This window comes from Vibrio sp. CB1-14 (assembly GCF_040412085.2).
GTDB lineage: Bacteria > Pseudomonadota > Gammaproteobacteria > Enterobacterales > Vibrionaceae > Vibrio > Vibrio chaetopteri.
The window spans coordinates 3228288-3245946 of record NZ_CP115920.1; the positions used below are offsets into that span (position 1 = coordinate 3228288).

The following is a 17659-nucleotide window of genomic DNA, read 5'->3' on the forward strand; positions in this document are numbered from 1 at the left end:
AGAAAACTAAAATAGTCCATAGAAGATGGCTGTCAGCGCGATATAGCGCAGCGCCTTGCCTATGGCTATCAAAATAACGCAAGGAAGAAATTTCATTCTTAGCCAACCTGCCGCTAAACAGAGCGGGTCGCCAATCACGGGTAACCAACTGAACAATAAGCTCCAGTAACCATACTTTTGCAGCCAAGCTATGGCTTTATGACCGTGCTTCTCGTTTTGAGTTCGATTCGGCAGCCAAATTCCTATCCAGTAGTTGGTCAAGCCGCCTAGCGTATTACCTACCGTGGCGACCACAATGATCCATACGGGCGAGTACTGTTGCAAACTCAGTGTCGCAACTAAACCTGCTTCCGACCCACCAGGTAAAAGCGTGGCACTTAAAAATCCTGAAATAAAAAGAACGGCGAGAGCGGAGTCGGCAAACCAAGACTCCGCGAGATATTGAGAGAATGTTTCTAGCATTGCATATTAAGAAGTACTTTACCGCGTGTACGGCTGGTTTCGACTTGCTGATGAGCCTCGACCACTTGTTGATAAGGGTAAACATGCTGGATCTCTGTCTTCAGCAATCCAACACCCACCATATAGAGTAATGTTTCCATCTGCTTAGCGTCTGGCGATACCAGCATCCCGCTGGCTTCAAAACCAAGCAGTTTGGCTTTTTCGCATACCAGTTCCGCAGTGATAGTAGGAATAGTGACAACACGAGCATTGTCTTTCAGACACTTAAGTGCATCTAGCGCAGTATCGCCGCCAACCAGATCGATCAGTACATCCACATCGCTCAAACGCTCTGAAGCAGGAGCGAACTCATAGTTAATCGCGTGCGCGCCCAGCGTAGCCAAGTAATCTAAATTACGTTCGCTACAGGTGGTATACACTTCCGCTTTTGCTGCAACTGCAATCTGCACTGCGATATGCCCTACACCGCCAGCGCCGGCTAGAATCAACACTCGGTCACCCTCTTGAACTTGAGCTTTATTGATAGCTTGTGCCGCGGTTTGTCCGGCTAAAGGCAACGCTGCAGCCGCTTCAAGGGCGACAGAATTTGGAATGAGAGTAAGCTCCGATTCAGGGATACACACATACTGGCTGTAACCGCCACCACGCACTGGGAAACCGATAAAGCCTACGATCTCTTCGCCGACCTCAAACTTCTCCGCGCCTTCACCTAATCCTTCAACCGTGCCTGCGATATCATAGCCAGGAACCCAAGGAAGATTGTCTTTGTTCTCGGCGGCTGCCCAGCCAAGTCCAGCACGAGTTTTCACATCAATCGGATTGATCCCCGAATACGCCACTTTCACCAACACCTCTCCGGCCTGTGGCTGTGGGATTTCGATTTCCTGAAACGATAAAACCTCTGCAGCACCAAACTCTGGAATCACGACCTGTTTACACTTCATTGCAGCTTCCTCTTACTGACTAAGACTTCATAGTAACGATTTCCATCCATGAGTCTAGATTATCTTTTCATCGTTCAGTAGCAAGTATGTAACAAATTCAATCACTTTAGCTAGCGACTATGTTCACCTTTAACATAAACAACGCAGCAAAAAGGGAAGCTTACGCTTCCCTTTTTAATAACAGCTTATCGCCAATGAATTAGCCAACGAGCGCTAACAAGATACCTGCTGCGACCGCAGAGCCCAGAACGCCAGCAACGTTTGGTCCCATTGCATGCATCAGTAGGAAGTTTTGTGGATTCGCTTGAAGACCAACCTTGTTCACAACACGCGCCGCCATCGGCACTGCAGAAACCCCTGCTGCGCCAATAAGTGGGTTAATGTCTTCTTTTGAGAACTTATTGAGGAGCTTCGCCATCATAACGCCTGCACCAGTACCAATACTGAATGCTACAGCGCCGAGTGCCAAGATACCTAGCGTTTCGAAGTTCAAGAACTCTTCAGCTTGAAGCTTCGAACCAACACCGAGACCTAAGAAAATAGTGACGATGTTGATAAGCTCATTTTGAGCCGTTTTTGAAAGGCGATCGACTACGCCTGCTTCACGCATCAAGTTGCCCAAACAGAACATACCGACAAGCGGTGTGGCTGATGGTAAGAACAAAATCGTCATCAGAAGCACAGCAAGTGGGAACAGAACTTTTTCCCCTTTGCTGACATGACGAAGCTGAGCCATCTTGATAGTACGCTCTTCTGGCGTCGTTAACGCTTTCATGATCGGTGGCTGAATGATCGGCACCAATGCCATGTAGCTGTAGGCCGCAACGGCAATTGCACCCAGCAAATCAGGAGAGAGACGACTTGCTAAGAAGATAGCTGTTGGACCATCAGCACCGCCGATGATAGCGATAGACGCCGCGTCCTGCATGGAGAACTCCATGCCCGGTACATAGTTCAGCAAAATTGCACCAAATAAGGTCGCAAAGATACCAAACTGCGCCGCTGCTCCTAGCCATAAGGTTTTCGGGTTGGCAATTAAGGCGCCAAAGTCCGTCATTGCCCCTACACCCATAAAGATAAGCAGAGGGAATACCCCTGACTCAATACCAATGTAGTAGACGTAGTAAAGCAAACCACCTGGCTCAGTAAAGCCAGCATTTGGAATGTTCGCTAGGATCGCACCAAAGCCGATAGGCAAAAGCAGCAAAGGTTCAAAACCCTTGCGGATCGCTAAGAACAGCAAGGTGCATCCGACCATGATCATGCAGATCTGGCCGAATTCAAAGTTAGCGATCCCTGTTTCTGACCATAAGGTCATCAATCCTTCCATGGTACTCCCTTACGCTAAGCTAACGAGAGGCGCGCCAACAACAACTGCGTCACCTTCTTTCACGTGTACATCTTGAACCACGCCACTTTGCGCTGCGCGAACTTCGGTTTCCATCTTCATTGCTTCTAGGATAAGTAGCACGTCACCCTCTTGAACCTGCGCACCAGAAGCAACGTTCACTTTGAAGATGTTTCCTGCAAGTGGCGCTGCTACCGCTTCAACATTGGTTGCTGCAGGTGCAGGAACTGCCGCTGCTGCCGGAGCTTGAGCGGGCGTTACAGACGTTAGCTCGCCTTTAGGGCCAACTTCAACATCATAAACCTGACCATCGACTTTCACGCTGTAGGCTTCGATACCTTGAGCTGATGTCGCAGGGGTCGCCGCTGGCGCAGCAGGTTTCGCTTCTTCTTTGCCTGGTGCTGGTTCAAATGCATCTGGGTTATGACGATTTTTCAGGAATTTAAGACCAACTTGTGGGAAAAGTGCGTAAGTAAGAACGTCGTCCACAGTGTCTTCAGCCAGAGAAATGCCATCCACTTTTGCTTTTTGTAGCAGGTCATCGGTGAGTGTGTGTAGCTCAGCTTCCAAAAGATCTGCTGGGCGACAAGTGATTGCTTCACCGCCATCCAGTACCTTAGCTTGTAGCTCAGCATTCACTTCTGCAGGTGCTTTGCCGTATTCGCCTTTGAGTACGCCCGCTGTTTCTTTGGTAATACTCTTGTAGCGCTCACCAGTAAGCACGTTGATCACCGCTTGAGTACCAACGATCTGAGAGGTAGGTGTGACGAGAGGGATGAAGCCCAGATCTTCACGTACGCGTGGGATCTCTTCTAGAACTTCATCAATGCGATCTGCCGCGCCTTGCTCTTTAAGCTGGCCTTCCATATTGGTAAGCATGCCGCCTGGTACCTGAGCAATCAGGATGCGTGAATCAACGCCCTTAAGCTGACCTTCCCATTTCGCATACTTCTTGCGAACTTCACGGAAATAAGCCGCAATCGGCTCTATTTGCTCAAGTTTCAGGTTGGTATCACGCTCAGTACCTTGCAGCATTGCTACCACAGTTTCCGTTGGCGTGTGACCGTAAGTTTGGCTCATTGAAGAGATTGCGGTATCTAGAATATCTATACCGGCTTCAACAGCTTTTACAGCCGTCGCGGTAGAGAGACCCGTTGTGGCATGGCAGTGCAGCGCTAACGGCACTTCACACGACGCTTTAATGCGTGAGATAAGCTCTTCCGCTTCGTATGGCTTAAGTAGGCCAGACATATCTTTAATACATAGCGAGTGACAGCCTAAATCTTCTAGGCGTTTAGCAAGGTCTACCCAAGTGTCGATGTTGTGAACTGGGCTTGTGGTGTACGACAGCGTACCCTGCGCATGCGCGCCCACATCAACCGCAGCTTTCACCGCTTTTTCGAAGTTACGAACGTCGTTCATCGCATCAAAGATACGGAACACATCCATGCCGTTAGCATGAGCACGCTCAACAAATTTCTCGACCACATCATCTGCGTAATGACGGTAGCCCAATAGATTTTGGCCACGGAGCAGCATTTGCATTGGCGTGTTCGGCATGGCTTTTTTCAGCTCACGCAAGCGCTCCCAAGGATCTTCACCCAGAAAACGAATACACGCGTCAAAGGTTGCTCCCCCCCACGTTTCCAAAGACCAGTAGCCAATTTTGTCGAGCTCAGCTGCGATCGGCAACATATCTTCGATACGCATACGCGTTGCAAACAGAGACTGGTGGGCGTCACGAAGTACCACGTCCGTGATAGCGAGTGGTTTAGACATGCTCATAAACTCCTTTTTAAACTTTTAACTCAATCTATTTAGCAGCCGACGTGCGGTATTGATGAACAGCAGCAGAAATTGCTGCAACCACATTCGGACTAACGCCATTTGAGGGGGATTGTTGTAATGTATTTTGAGTAGGAACTGCGATCGGCTCTGGTACTTCTTGTGGTACCAGTTTCGACATTAACCGAACGAGATAAACGAGGATTGTTAGGAAAACGAATACGACAACCATACCCGTAAGCATTAGGGTGGCTGCATCTCCTAGCAGGCTTCCAATATTAGTCATGTTGCGTCCTTTCTTTGTCATCCTGACAAGTTACTCAATCATTGTCTGTGGCGTCACTGCACACTGATTGACTGGCAATGGTCTTGCATCGATCCATTGCAAGAGGTCTAGGATTATCTCGATTGGTGAAATTTTGTCAATTTTGTTTAATCTAACACCGTCATTAAAACGTCATTCAAATGAAAAACTATGATGTGCACGACAATTTGCGGTGCATTTCAAGTTATGTAGAACTTCATACTATGACCTGACCTAAGGTTTCAACATAAACAAACTAAAGTTGAAAAACTGGGACACGCTTAAAATTACCGCAATTTTTCGTTTAAAAACATTACGTTGTAATAATAAGGTTATTGATATGATAAATTTTTGTTAATAAAAAACCCCGCCGAAGCGAGGTTTTTTTTAAGAATGGCGCGCTCGGAAGGATTCGAACCTTCGACCGCCTGGTTCGTAGCCAGGTACTCTATCCAGCTGAGCTACGAGCGCGCAACAAGTTTTCGCATTGTCAGGTGACGCTGCAGGGCATTACCCTAAGTCTCTATAAAGAAAGAAAATGGCGCGCTCGGAAGGATTCGAACCTTCGACCGCCTGGTTCGTAGCCAGGTACTCTATCCAGCTGAGCTACGAGCGCGCAACAGTTTTCGCATTGTCATATGACGCTGCAGGGCATTGCCCTTTTCTCTACAAAGTAGAATGAATGGCGCGCTCGGAAGGATTCGAACCTTCGACCGCCTGGTTCGTAGCCAGGTACTCTATCCAGCTGAGCTACGAGCGCGCAACAAATTTTCGTGTTGTCAGTTAACGATGCTTGGGCTTCCCCGTTTTTCTCCAAGAGATAAAGCTCTAAAAGAGAGAATGGCGCGCTCGGAAGGATTCGAACCTTCGACCGCCTGGTTCGTAGCCAGGTACTCTATCCAGCTGAGCTACGAGCGCGCAATAAGTTTTCGCATTGTCATTTGACGTTACAGGGCATTACCCTTGTTCTCTATAAGAGAACTTCCTCTCCCAAAGGGCACTCTCTACAAAAAAGAGAATGGCGCGCTCGGAAGGATTCGAACCTTCGACCGCCTGGTTCGTAGCCAGGTACTCTATCCAGCTGAGCTACGAGCGCGCAAGGATGTGAAGCATATCACATTTATTTTCTTTTTGAACAAAAAAATTGACTTAAACAGTCAATAAATGGCGGTGAGGGAGGGATTCGAACCCTCGATACGGCTATAAACCGTATACTCCCTTAGCAGGGGAGCGCCTTCAGCCTCTCGGCCACCTCACCGCATGTATTTCTTTCCGAAGAGAGAAATGGCGCGCTCGGAAGGATTCGAACCTTCGACCGCCTGGTTCGTAGCCAGGTACTCTATCCAGCTGAGCTACGAGCGCGCAATATGTTCAATAAGAACAGTGTCATACAACACAGTGCAAGAATGGCGGTGAGGGAGGGATTCGAACCCTCGATACGGCTATAAACCGTATACTCCCTTAGCAGGGGAGCGCCTTCAGCCTCTCGGCCACCTCACCGTCTTGCGGAGGCACATATTACGATTTACCAAAAATAAGTCAAACATTTTCTTGGCAAAAATAGGAAAAAACAGACTAAGCGTTGGCAATTTAACCAAACCACCATTTAATCGTAGCTTTCCTAAGCAAAATTCACCTTTGTGCCACTAGTTAATGGCGAATTTCACGCAACAAAAAGGCCAGCAATATGCCAGCCCTTTCGGTTAGAATTAGTAGTTGCCAGGTGCAACGTTACCATTTCCCTTTTCCGCTTGAATGCGCATGTAGATCTCTTCACGATGCACGGATACTTCTTTCGGAGCATTCACACCGATGCGAACTTGGTTGCCTTTTACACCCAATACAGTAACAGTGACTTCATCACCAATCATCAACGTTTCACCAACACGGCGAGTCAAAATCAGCATTCTTAGCTCCTTGAGTAGTCTCTAATTATCTTGCTACGAAACTTATTATCCAACAAAAGTTATATTTTCGTAAACTCTCTTATGAAAAGTATTTACCCCAAATGTACCTGTTTCACGTCTTCCACTACGGTGCCACTGGTGATAATGGTGTTATCATGCAGTACGACTGCCGCTTTGTCGATAGCTTCAGGCTCTATTACCAATGTAATTGAGTGTTTATCCTCACAAAAGTGTAGAACAGATATGTCTGAATGGTTGAGAAGTTGTTGATATTGTGACGCTTGCGCTATGGCCTCGACGCCAATCATAGTAATTAACGCGACGTCTTGTTCCGCAACGAGTTTATTTTCAATCACCAATTTAAGCTTGTCGGAACAATCTGACTTGAGCAAAAGCTGACTAAAGTGCTCATCGTGCAGCCATTCGGCTTCATCCACACCGAGCATTTCTTTCTGTTTGTCGACCACATCGACATGAGACTTAGCAATTTTGAGCAGGCGCATCTGCTTTCTCAATGCAACACCTTGAACCTGGGCTTTCGCTTGTTCGCCGACCACCAAAGTGCCCTGTCCTGACTCAAAGCTTGATAACACACGCAGCGGCACCTGATGTTGCCAAGCGTAACTCACGCAAGGGAGGTGCAATACTTTCGCTCCTTTGCGCGCCATTTCGTGCATAGTAGGAAAATCAATTTCTGGCCACTTTACCGCATTGGTGACGACCCGTGGGTCACAGCTGTAAACACCATCTACATCAGTATAAATCTGGCATTCTTCGGCATTGAGCACACCAGCTAAGGTTACTGCGGTGGTGTCAGAGCCACCGCGTCCAAGCGTGGTGATATCGCCAGATTCATTAACGCCCTGGAAGCCGGCAACTATGACGACTTTGTCTTGGTCTAGATACTGGTCAATAACAGAGGTGTCGACGTGACTAATCGTGGCATTGTTGTGGCGACTATTGGTAGTAATTTGCGCTTGTGCTCCAGTCAGCGATACTGCGGCATGCCCTAGCTTGTTTAAAGCCATAGAAAGCAATGCCATTGAGACTTGCTCTCCGGCCGCTAGAAGCACATCGAGTTCGCGCGCGTTCGGTACGCTATCGACCTGTTTCGCCAGATCCACCAAACGATTGGTTTCCCCTGACATTGCAGAGACAACGACAACGACCTGTTTGCCTGTTTGTTTTGCACGAATTACTTGCTCTGCAACGTTACCAATACGTTCAACAGAGCCAACAGAAGTTCCACCGAACTTTTGTACGATTAGTGGTCTTTTCACCAGTCTTCACCTTCCCAAGACAACGTGAGTTGTCAGATTTTGAAACTGCGACCATCAAGGTCGCTCCTTATAGATAGGCGACGCTATTTACCTCGCCTATTAAATTTATGTGCCGCTTTATAGTATGCAATTGATACACTGAATAAGTAGTGACCTAAAGCAACAATGCCCAATCAACTTACATTGATTGGGCATTTTCATTGTTGGTTCAGAGCGTTATAGACGTTCTTCTAACCAACCACGAATAGACTGCAGTGCTTCTGGCAGTGCATCGACATCGGTGCCGCCAGCTTGCGCCATATCAGGGCGACCGCCGCCTTTACCGCCTACTTGCTCAGCCACCATCTTAACAAGATCACCCGCTTTCACTTTGCCAGTTAGGTCTTTGGTCACACCTGCAATCAAACCAATCTTGCCATCAGCAACGTTTGCAATGAACGCAATACCGCTGCCCATTTGGTTTTTAGCGTTGTCCATCATAGTACGTAGGTTTTTGCTATCCGCACCTTCAAGTGCAGCAACCAGTACTTTAGTACCGCCGATCTCTTCGACTTTACCCATGATGTTGGCACTTTCTACCGCTGCTAGCTTATCTTTAAGCTGAGCAATCTCCTTTTCTAGAGATTTCGCTTTGCTTGCCGCATCGCCAAGTTTTGCTTCGTACTGTGCCGCTGTCGCTTCTAGCGCATCCAGAGCTACTTCACCTGTTACCGCTTCAATACGACGGATACCCGCAGCGATGCCACCTTCAGAAGTGATCTTGAATAGACCAATATCACCAGTGTTGCTTGCGTGGATACCACCACAAAGCTCCGTTGAGAACTCGCCCATAGACAGAACGCGAACTTCATCGTCGTACTTTTCACCAAACAGAGCCATCGCGCCTTTTGCTTTCGCAGACTCAATGTCCATAACGTTGGTTTCGATCACGTGGTTAGTACGGATCTGTGCGTTTACCAGGCGCTCAACTTGTTTGATTTCCGCTTTGGTCATCGCTTCAAGGTGAGAGAAGTCAAAACGTAGATTGTCAGGCTTCACTAGTGAGCCTTTCTGTGTCACGTGCTCGCCCAGAACCTGACGCAGTGCTGCGTGTAACAAGTGCGTTGCTGAGTGGTTTAGCGAGATAGCTGCGCGGCGCTCTGCATCTACAGTCGCGGCTACTTCATCGCCCTTAGCAAGTACGCCTTCAACCAGCTCACCGTGGTGTGCAATCGCGTTACCTAGCTTTTGAGTGTCTTCTACTTTAAATAGACCCGCTGATGTTTTCAGTACGCCAGCATCACCACATTGACCACCAGACTCTGCGTAGAACGGCGTCTGTTCAAGAACAACAATCGCTTTGTCGCCAGCAGACAGTGCTTCCACTTCATTGCCTTCAACAAACATTGCCGCCACTGTGCTGTTGCCTTCGGTGCCTGTGTAGCCACAGAACTCAGTGTCGGTATCAACTTTGATCGCAGCGTTGTAGTCTGTGCCAAATTGGCCAGCTTCACGCGCACGTTGACGCTGAGCTTCCATCGCCTTCTCAAACCCTTCTTCGTCGATAGCAAACTCACGTTCACGAGCTACATCGTTGGTCAGGTCAGCTGGGAAGCCGTAGGTATCATAAAGTTTGAATACGGTTTCGCCGTCTAGCACTTTCTCGTCACCAAGATTATCAAGCGCTTCCGTCAAGATTGTCATACCACGTTCAAGAGTACGACCGAAGTTCTCTTCTTCGATACGCAGTATTTTTTCCACAACTGCTTGTTGCTTCTTAAGCTCCTCACCTGCCGTACCCATTACTGATGCTAGGGTGCCAACCAGTTTGTAGAAGAAGGCACCTTGTGCGCCAAGCTTGTTACCGTGACGAACTGCACGACGGATAATACGACGAAGCACGTAGCCACGGCCTTCGTTTGATGGCATTACGCCGTCAACGATTAGGAATGAACACGAACGAATGTGGTCGGCAATCACGCGCAGTGATTGGTTAGAAAGGTCTTCGTAGCCGATCACTTCTGCTGCTGCTTTGATTAGCGTTTGGAACACATCGATTTCGTAGTTTGAGTGAACGCCCTGCATGATTGCAGAGATACGCTCGATACCCATACCCGTATCTACCGATGGTTTTGGTAGCGGTTCCATAGTACCGTCGGCGTGACGGTTGAACTGCATAAATACGTTGTTCCAGATCTCGATGAAACGGTCACCGTCTTCTTCCGGCGTACCAGGACGACCGCCCCAAATATGCTCACCGTGATCGTAGAAAATTTCTGTACATGGACCACAAGGGCCAGTGTCACCCATCTGCCAGAAGTTGTCTGACTCGTATGGCTTACCGCCTTTTTTTGTCGCCAATGCGAATAATACGGTCTGCAGGAACACCAACTTGCTTGTTCCAAATCTCGAATGCTTCGTCGTCAGTTTCATAAACCGTAACCAGCAGGCGATCTTTAGGCAGTTTTAGCGTCTCAGTTAGGAATTCCCAAGCAAAGCTGATGGCATCTTCTTTGAAGTAATCACCAAAGCTGAAGTTACCCAGCATCTCAAAGAAAGTGTGGTGACGAGCAGTGAAGCCAACGTTCTCAAGGTCGTTGTGCTTACCACCAGCGCGAACACAACGCTGGGCCGTAGTGGCACGAGTGTAGTTACGCTTCTCTAGGCCAAGGAAACAGTCTTTAAACTGGTTCATACCGGCGTTAGTGAAAAGCAGAGTTGGGTCATCGTGTGGAACCAACGATGAACTGTCTACGATTTGGTGCCCTTTGCTCTCAAAGAACTTAAGGAACGCGTTGCGAACCTCGTCTGTGCTCATGTACATGCAGCTCTTCCTGAAATAATTCGAGTTAGATTTTGGGGACATATTGTAACCCCATGAGTAAGGATTCGCCTAGTCTTCTGGTAAAAAAGGCATTAAAGGTAAGGAAATGACACTTTATTCAAGTGAGGACAAGCAGTTGCAGGCACTCCCGCATGGCATTTATTCAGTTTCTAGTGAGTCCAGCGCGTAGTTTATCTGCTCAAAAGAGAAGCCTCTGTACTGTAAAAATCGCACTTGCTTGGCGTACTCTTTAGGATCGCTCGCCTTTCCGTGACGGAACTTTTTCTCGGCCGTGGTTTTAGCCAGCTCAAACCAATCGACTTGTTCTTCCATCATGGCCTCATTGACCACAGACTCTGCGACACGTTTTTGATTCAGCTCCTGACGAATACGGCGCTCGCCATGACCTTTATAGATATGTTGACGCACTTGGCTTTTCGCAAAGCGCAGATCATCGAGGTAACGATAAGACTTACACAATTCAATCGCAGCCTCGACCTCTGACTCTTCATAACCTTTGAAGCTAAGCTTTTGATACAGCTCATACTCACCATGATCACGACGACTAAGCAATTGAATAGCGGTCTCGTTAGCTGACAGCGTCGGTGGCTTTCGTTGATACATATAGACTAGTGGTTTGGTAGGGAAAACAGATACAACAAAGCCCCGCAGTGCAGGGCTTTGTTTAATTCAGATGAAGATTTATAGCTCTTCTGCCGGCGCTTCACCAGTTTCCGCTTCTTCAGGAAGTGCAGGTGTTAAAAGCAGTTCACGCAGCTTGCTATCAATCGCTTGCGCCGCTTCTGGGTTCTCACGAAGGAACTTACACGCGTTTGCTTTACCTTGGCCAATCTTGTCGCCATTGTAGCTGTACCAAGCGCCCGCTTTCTCAACCAACTTGTGCTTAACGCCTAGGTCAACCAGTTCGCCGTAACGGTTGAAGCCTTGACCGTATAGAATTTGCGTTTCCGCTTGCTTAAATGGCGCTGCGATCTTGTTCTTAACCACTTTAATGCGAGTTTCGTTACCCACCACTTCGTCGCCTTCTTTGATAGAGCCAGTACGGCGGATATCAAGACGAACAGACGCGTAGAATTTAAGTGCGTTACCACCCGTAGTCGTTTCTGGGTTACCGAACATAACACCAATCTTCATACGAATTTGGTTAATGAAGATACACATACAGTTAGACTGCTTTAGGTTACCTGTAAGCTTACGCATCGCTTGAGAAAGCATACGAGCTTGCAGCCCCATGTGGCTATCGCCCATCTCACCTTCGATTTCCGCTTTTGGTGTCAGTGCTGCAACCGAGTCGATAACCATTACGTCAATCGCGCCAGAACGTGCCAGTGCGTCACAGATTTCAAGTGCTTGTTCACCTGTATCTGGCTGAGACACAAGTAGCGCGTCGATATCAACACCTAGCTTCTTCGCATAAACAGGGTCTAGCGCGTGCTCAGCATCGATAAACGCACAGGTTTTACCTGCTTTTTGAGCAGCTGCAATACACTCAAGAGTAAGCGTTGTTTTACCTGATGACTCTGGGCCGTAGATCTCAACGATACGACCCATTGGCAGACCACCAGCGCCCAGCGCGATATCAAGAGAAAGTGAGCCGGTTGAAATGGTTTCAACGTCCATGGTACGGTTATCACCAAGGCGCATAATTGAGCCTTTACCAAATTGCTTTTCAATCTGACCTAATGCAGCGGCTAACGCCTTCTGTTTATTCTCGTCCATTACTTTCTCCACAACTATCCTTTACGGATATACGCTTTAGGCAACTTACATGCTTGAGCTGTTTTAATCAGGTGAGCAGCGTGTTCAATACGCTGCAAGATGTGTTTCATTATACTGTTGATTCATACAGTGTCCATACCTGTATGAAGATTTTTTTGTGACCTTGATGTGAGTTCCAAAAGAGTCTTTTAAATTCCATACGTTTAGCAAAAAACCAAGATTAATATAAACACTTGGTGTGACTAGCTAAATGGCTCTTCGTCGGTCATATGCTCAAGCAAGGTTGTTAAGGCATGGCAAACCGCTTTCGTGCGAACCTCAGAGCGATCGCCGGCAAACAAACACGTCTCTACTTTTTGCCAACCTAATGACGATGCCCAAGCAAAACAAACAGTGCCCACAGGTTTATCTTCGCTGCCCCCTCCAGGGCCCGCGATTCCACTAATGGCTACACTCAGTGTGCCATTCGAGTGACGCAGTGCGCCTAGCGCCATTTCCACAACCACGGCCTCACTGACCGCGCCAAATTGACCGAGCGTTTTTGAACGCACACCAAGCATTTCCATTTTGGCATCGTTACTGTAGGTAATAAACGCACGATCAAACCAAGTCGAGCTACCCGCAATATCCGTGATAGCAGTGGCAACGCCACCGCCTGTGCATGACTCGGCTGTAACGAGTATCTGGTCGCCTTGTTGTAATAGCTGACCCAATTGTGTACTTAACTCAGTTAGGTTTTGCATTTCCCCTACTCCTCGCCTCAAACTGAGGCTAACTGTGATGTGGCATCATGTTAACGAGCATCATTGAAGACTCTGCCCTTTTCGCCCTCGCTGCTTTGACGTATCCTAGGCGGCAACGAAAACCAGTAGCAAAGAAGTGACAGTGAAAGCGGAACAAAAACACACACCAATGATGCAGCAGTATCTGAAGCTAAAAGCCGAAAACCCAGATATTTTGCTGTTTTATCGAATGGGCGACTTTTACGAGCTGTTTTACGATGACGCCAAGCGCGCATCGCAACTGCTTGATATCTCGCTAACCAAACGTGGTGCCTCCGCGGGTGAACCCATTCCAATGGCGGGTGTCCCTTTTCATGCTGTCGAAGGTTATCTTGCCAAACTGGTGCAGCTTGGTGAATCGGTCGCGATTTGCGAACAGGTAGGCGATCCAGCGACCAGCAAAGGGCCGGTAGAGAGACGAGTTGTTCGTATCGTGACACCGGGTACCGTCTCTGACGAAGCTCTACTATCAGAACGACTCGATAACCTGATTGCCGCAATCTATCACCAAAACGGTAAATTTGGCTATGCCACTCTAGACATTACCTCTGGTCGTTTTCAACTTTGTGAACCTCGTAGTGAAGAAGCGATGCTGGCCGAACTGCAACGCACGGCGCCAAAAGAGCTTTTGTTCCCGGAAGACTTTAAACCGGTGGACATTATGGCCAATCGCAATGGCAACCGCCGCCGCCCGGTATGGGAATTTGAAATCGATACCGCAAGACAGCAGCTGAACCAACAATTTGGCACCAAAGATCTTGTCGGCTTTGGTGTAGAGCAGTGTGAACTTGGGCTTTGTGCTGCTGGCTGTTTGATCCAGTACGTCAAAGACACCCAAAGAACCGCTCTGCCTCACATTCGATCGCTGACGTTAGACAGCCAAGATCAATCCGTGATCCTAGACGCCGCAACAAGACGCAATCTAGAGCTCACGCAAAACCTCTCTGGCGGTCATGACAATACGCTCGCTGAAGTGCTAGATCATACTGCAACGGCCATGGGTAGTCGTATGCTTAAGCGCTGGATCCACCAGCCAATGCGCTGCCAAAAAACGCTGAACTACCGCCTAGATGCGATCTCCGAGATAAAGCAAGACGCCCTTTACGCAGAGCTAGCGCCAACGCTCAAACAGATCGGCGATATTGAACGCATCTTAGCGAGACTGGCACTGCGCTCCGCAAGACCGCGTGACATGGCACGTCTTCGCAGCGCACTGCAGCAATTGCCTGAATTGGCGCTGAGCCTAGAGACCGTCGTTCACCCATACCTCAAGCAGCTCGCTGAATTCTCTGCGCCAATGGACGCAATGGCCGATCTGCTTGAGCGCGCCATCAAAGACAACCCACCTGTTGTGATTCGTGACGGGGGCGTGATTGCCGATGGTTACAATGCAGAGCTAGACGAGTGGCGCGATCTTGCCAACGGCGCAACCGCATACCTAGACAAGCTTGAACACGATGAGCGTGACCGTCACGGCATCGACACCCTTAAGGTAGGCTTCAACAATGTCCACGGTTTTTATATCCAAGTAAGCCGTGGTCAAAGCCACCTTGTGCCGCCGCACTACGTTCGTCGTCAAACGTTGAAAAATGCCGAGCGCTACATTATCCCAGAGCTTAAAGAGCACGAAGATAAGGTATTGAACTCAAAATCAAAAGCGCTCGCCATAGAGAAGAAACTCTGGGAAGAGCTGTTTGATTTGCTATTGCCAAGTCTAGAACAGCTCCAAAACCTAGCGTCCGCTTTGTCGCAGCTCGATGTACTGCAAAACTTAGCTGAGCGAGCAGAAAGTCTAGATTATTGCCGACCAACCTTAACCGAAAAAGCGGGCATTCAGATTCAGTCAGGTCGTCACCCAGTGGTCGAGCAAGTAATGGATGAACCGTTTATTGCCAATCCAATAGCGCTCAACCCAGAGCGTAAGATGCTGATCGTTACCGGTCCAAACATGGGTGGTAAATCAACCTATATGCGCCAAACCGCACTCATCGCGCTAATGGCACACATCGGCTGCTATGTGCCTGCGGAATCGGCTGAAATCGGTTCATTGGATCGTATCTTTACTCGTATTGGCGCCTCTGATGATCTTGCCTCTGGCCGCTCGACCTTCATGGTTGAGATGACAGAAACCGCCAATATTTTGCACAATGCTACTCAAAATAGCTTAGTGCTCATGGATGAGATTGGTCGCGGCACCAGTACCTACGATGGCCTGTCGCTCGCTTGGGCAAGTGCTGAGTGGCTGGCAACCAAAGTTGGCGCGATGACTCTATTTGCAACGCACTATTTTGAGCTAACAGAAATGCCAAATCAGTTACCGAACCTTGCTAATGTCCATTTGGATGCGGTTGAGCATGGTGACTCGATTGCCTTTATGCATGCGGTACAAGAAGGCGCTGCTAGCAAATCTTACGGCCTTGCGGTTGCGGGTCTTGCGGGCGTGCCAAAGGCGGTGATTAAAAACGCGCGCCAGAAGCTGACACAACTTGAGCAGATTGGTCAGAATCCCTCGCGTGCAGAATCGCAGCAGGTGGATATTGCCAATCAGCTGAGTTTGATCCCTGAACCTAGTGAAGTGGAAGAAGCGTTGGCGCAGATTAATCCGGATGATTTAACGCCGCGTCAGGCGTTGGAAGAGTTGTATCGGTTGAAGCAGTTGCTTTAGTTTTTAAGTCAAAAGCTTACCCCTCCTAGCCTCCCCTTATAAAGGGGAGGAACGAAGCCTCGCTGCGCATCGCCTAGTTATTAGAGAGCTACATGAGTGACACAGAGTTGTTCGCTGAGTGCTACGTCGAACTCTTGTCGTTGGCCATCGAGTTCTACGGCTAGGTTGTAGAGATCCTCTTTATTCGGGTGTTCTGGGTCTGCGTATTTAGGTGCTTCTATCTGAAACAGCGCGGATGCCTGATTAGCGCGAACGTCTATCGGCAAAAAGTAGGTCATACCATCAAACTTAACCGATGCCGAGACAAGGCCTGCACGAAACGTTTGATAATATAAGTCGACTTTGAATTCACAGCCGCCACCGTGGTGCCAGATCTGCTCCATAGCCACATGCTCAAGACGTACGTGAGGTATGAACTGCAAATAAGGTATTTGCCAAACGCCCATGCGATCTTCGCCGCGGGGCTTTTCTTGGACAAGTGAACATGTTGGTGCGCTGTCCATCTCCATTAGCAGGTCATCTTCATCATACTCAAGAAATAGGATCTCGACTCGATTTGGGCCTTGTTGAAGATGGGCTCGGATCTCTTTGCGATAACTCGTCTCGCTGCCATCACAATCAATGACTGCACGTCCGTTTATTCGCACTTCTGCATAGTAATCAACACCACCAATGACCAGATCTACCGCTGGGTTCGCCAACTCAGCATCTGTGAGTTCAAAGTCGTGCATTAAGTGCCACTCTTGGTCACGAATCGCTTGCTCCGATAAGCTTTCAGGGAGTACTTGGCTCAGTGCACCAGGTAACGTCAGATCATCTTGAGGGATGGAGAGATCGGTAAGGGGGGAGAGTTGCCAAAGACCGGCGAGATTCATCTTCATTGATTATATTGACCTAGATCATGTTAGGCGAAGTATAATCAAATCGAATTTGGAAAGATAGCAAGATCAAAAAAGGTCAGCGCAGCTGACCTTTTCATCAAGACTTATTCGTCTTCATCATCCTCTTCAGGGTAAAGCGCATCTTCGCCCTCGTAATACGTACCCCAGCCATCGTAGATGATGTCGTATTTCTCTGCCAATTGAACCAGCTTTTCAACCTGAGCATCAATTTGCTCAGCGTTTAGTGTTGATTCCATTGTCGCATCACAACAAAGTAGCTTATTGCCATCTTCGTCTTCAGTTTCTTCTGCTTCTAAAACCTCGAAGCCCATCTTGAACGCTTCAACAACGGCTTTCTCTAGACGATCAAAGTCTTCTGCGAACAGGTGGTGCTCGATCTCGTAAAGAGCTTCTGGATCACTTCCATCTTCAATTAGCGCTTGAATGATATCGCGAGTTTCTTCCTTTTGAAATTCGATCAGTTCTTCAACGGACATATACTCATCTTGTTGAGACATAAAGTGCTCCAGCTATAAATAGGTTAACGGCATGAATAATACGAGAAGTCGCCGGAGATCGAAAGATCAAAACGAGATCTTTGCTGACTATTTTTCGAAATCGCATCGGTGACAAAGTATGATCAAGATCACATATACATAAATTTAACATTTTCATGACCGAAGACTTCCCTCTTTTTAGGTGTATTGATTGTGGGCGCAGAGCTCAGCTTAAATAGCCGAAAATTTATAGATAAAGCA

Annotated in this window: 13 protein-coding genes, 8 tRNA genes and 1 pseudogene; 1 reads left to right on the top strand and 21 read right to left on the bottom strand. The window is 48.2% G+C overall.

Going from position 1 to position 17659, the window contains the following annotated elements; translation table 11 throughout:
- Window positions 1-6: 6 nt before the first annotated feature.
- The 19 genes and pseudogenes from PG915_RS14610 to pncC form a co-directional block, all read right to left on the bottom strand.
- Window positions 7-462 carry a YqaA family protein gene (locus tag PG915_RS14610; protein WP_353497181.1) on the bottom strand — a complete coding sequence of 152 codons (456 nt, stop codon included), beginning with the start codon at window positions 460-462 and terminating at the stop codon, window positions 7-9.
- Window positions 456-1406 carry an NADP-dependent oxidoreductase gene (locus tag PG915_RS14615; RefSeq protein WP_353497182.1) on the bottom strand — a complete coding sequence of 317 codons (951 nt, stop codon included), beginning with the start codon at window positions 1404-1406 and terminating at the stop codon, window positions 456-458. The genes PG915_RS14610 and PG915_RS14615 overlap by 7 nt, the downstream gene beginning before the upstream one ends.
- A 199-nt stretch (window positions 1407-1605) precedes the next feature.
- A complete protein-coding gene (locus PG915_RS14620) occupies window positions 1606-2736 on the bottom strand; it encodes a sodium ion-translocating decarboxylase subunit beta (protein WP_112460260.1) in 1131 nt (376 codons plus the stop codon).
- A 9-nt stretch (window positions 2737-2745) separates the two neighbouring features.
- Window positions 2746-4533 (bottom strand): sodium-extruding oxaloacetate decarboxylase subunit alpha, encoded by a 1788-nt coding sequence (oadA, locus tag PG915_RS14625; protein WP_353497183.1) that lies wholly within the window; start codon window positions 4531-4533, stop codon window positions 2746-2748.
- A 34-nt stretch (window positions 4534-4567) separates the two neighbouring features.
- Window positions 4568-4825, bottom strand: coding sequence for an oxaloacetate decarboxylase subunit gamma (locus PG915_RS14630; RefSeq protein WP_353497184.1), 258 nt, complete (start codon window positions 4823-4825; stop codon window positions 4568-4570).
- Between the two features lie 412 nt (window positions 4826-5237).
- Window positions 5238-5314, bottom strand: a tRNA-Arg gene (locus PG915_RS14635).
- A gap of 68 nt (window positions 5315-5382) precedes the next feature.
- A tRNA-Arg gene (locus PG915_RS14640) sits at window positions 5383-5459 on the bottom strand.
- 67 nt (window positions 5460-5526) lie between these two features.
- Window positions 5527-5603 (bottom strand) — tRNA-Arg (locus PG915_RS14645).
- 81 nt (window positions 5604-5684) lie between these two features.
- A tRNA-Arg gene (locus tag PG915_RS14650) sits at window positions 5685-5761 on the bottom strand.
- A 101-nt stretch (window positions 5762-5862) separates the two neighbouring features.
- Window positions 5863-5939 (bottom strand) — tRNA-Arg (locus PG915_RS14655).
- 69 nt (window positions 5940-6008) lie between these two features.
- Window positions 6009-6101, bottom strand: a tRNA-Ser gene (locus tag PG915_RS14660).
- 27 nt (window positions 6102-6128) lie between these two features.
- Window positions 6129-6205: transfer RNA gene (locus PG915_RS14665), tRNA-Arg, on the bottom strand.
- Between the two features lie 45 nt (window positions 6206-6250).
- Window positions 6251-6343, bottom strand: a tRNA-Ser gene (locus PG915_RS14670).
- Between the two features lie 209 nt (window positions 6344-6552).
- Window positions 6553-6750 carry a carbon storage regulator CsrA gene (gene csrA, locus PG915_RS14675; protein ID WP_009847619.1) on the bottom strand — a complete coding sequence of 66 codons (198 nt, stop codon included), beginning with the start codon at window positions 6748-6750 and terminating at the stop codon, window positions 6553-6555.
- A 92-nt stretch (window positions 6751-6842) separates the two neighbouring features.
- Entirely contained in the window at window positions 6843-8030 is a 1188-nt protein-coding gene (locus tag PG915_RS14680; protein WP_353497185.1) for an aspartate kinase, read from the bottom strand.
- Between the two features lie 216 nt (window positions 8031-8246).
- Window positions 8247-10833 (bottom strand): annotated as a pseudogene (gene alaS, locus PG915_RS14685) (alanine--tRNA ligase).
- Between the two features lie 159 nt (window positions 10834-10992).
- Window positions 10993-11457: a recombination regulator RecX gene (gene recX / locus PG915_RS14690; RefSeq protein WP_353497186.1), complete on the bottom strand. Its 465-nt coding sequence runs from the start codon at window positions 11455-11457 to the stop codon at window positions 10993-10995.
- A gap of 78 nt (window positions 11458-11535) precedes the next feature.
- Window positions 11536-12573 (bottom strand): recombinase RecA, encoded by a 1038-nt coding sequence (recA, locus tag PG915_RS14695; RefSeq protein ID WP_353497187.1) that lies wholly within the window; start codon window positions 12571-12573, stop codon window positions 11536-11538.
- A 242-nt stretch (window positions 12574-12815) separates the two neighbouring features.
- Entirely contained in the window at window positions 12816-13316 is a 501-nt protein-coding gene (gene pncC, locus PG915_RS14700) for a nicotinamide-nucleotide amidase (protein WP_353497188.1), read from the bottom strand.
- A 142-nt stretch (window positions 13317-13458) separates the two neighbouring features.
- Here pncC and mutS point away from each other — a divergent pair, with 142 nt between their 5' ends.
- Entirely contained in the window at window positions 13459-16020 is a 2562-nt protein-coding gene (mutS, locus tag PG915_RS14705) for a DNA mismatch repair protein MutS (protein WP_353497189.1), read from the top strand.
- An 80-nt stretch (window positions 16021-16100) separates the two neighbouring features.
- On the opposite strand, the gene PG915_RS14710 is transcribed toward mutS, so the two are convergent.
- Window positions 16101-16901, bottom strand: a complete 801-nt coding sequence (locus PG915_RS14710) for a glycosyl hydrolase 2 galactose-binding domain-containing protein (protein ID WP_353497190.1) — start codon at window positions 16899-16901, stop codon at window positions 16101-16103.
- 104 nt (window positions 16902-17005) lie between these two features.
- Window positions 17006-17419 carry a ribonuclease E inhibitor RraB gene (rraB, locus tag PG915_RS14715; RefSeq protein WP_112463127.1) on the bottom strand — a complete coding sequence of 138 codons (414 nt, stop codon included), beginning with the start codon at window positions 17417-17419 and terminating at the stop codon, window positions 17006-17008.
- Between the last annotated feature and the right edge of the window lie 240 nt (window positions 17420-17659).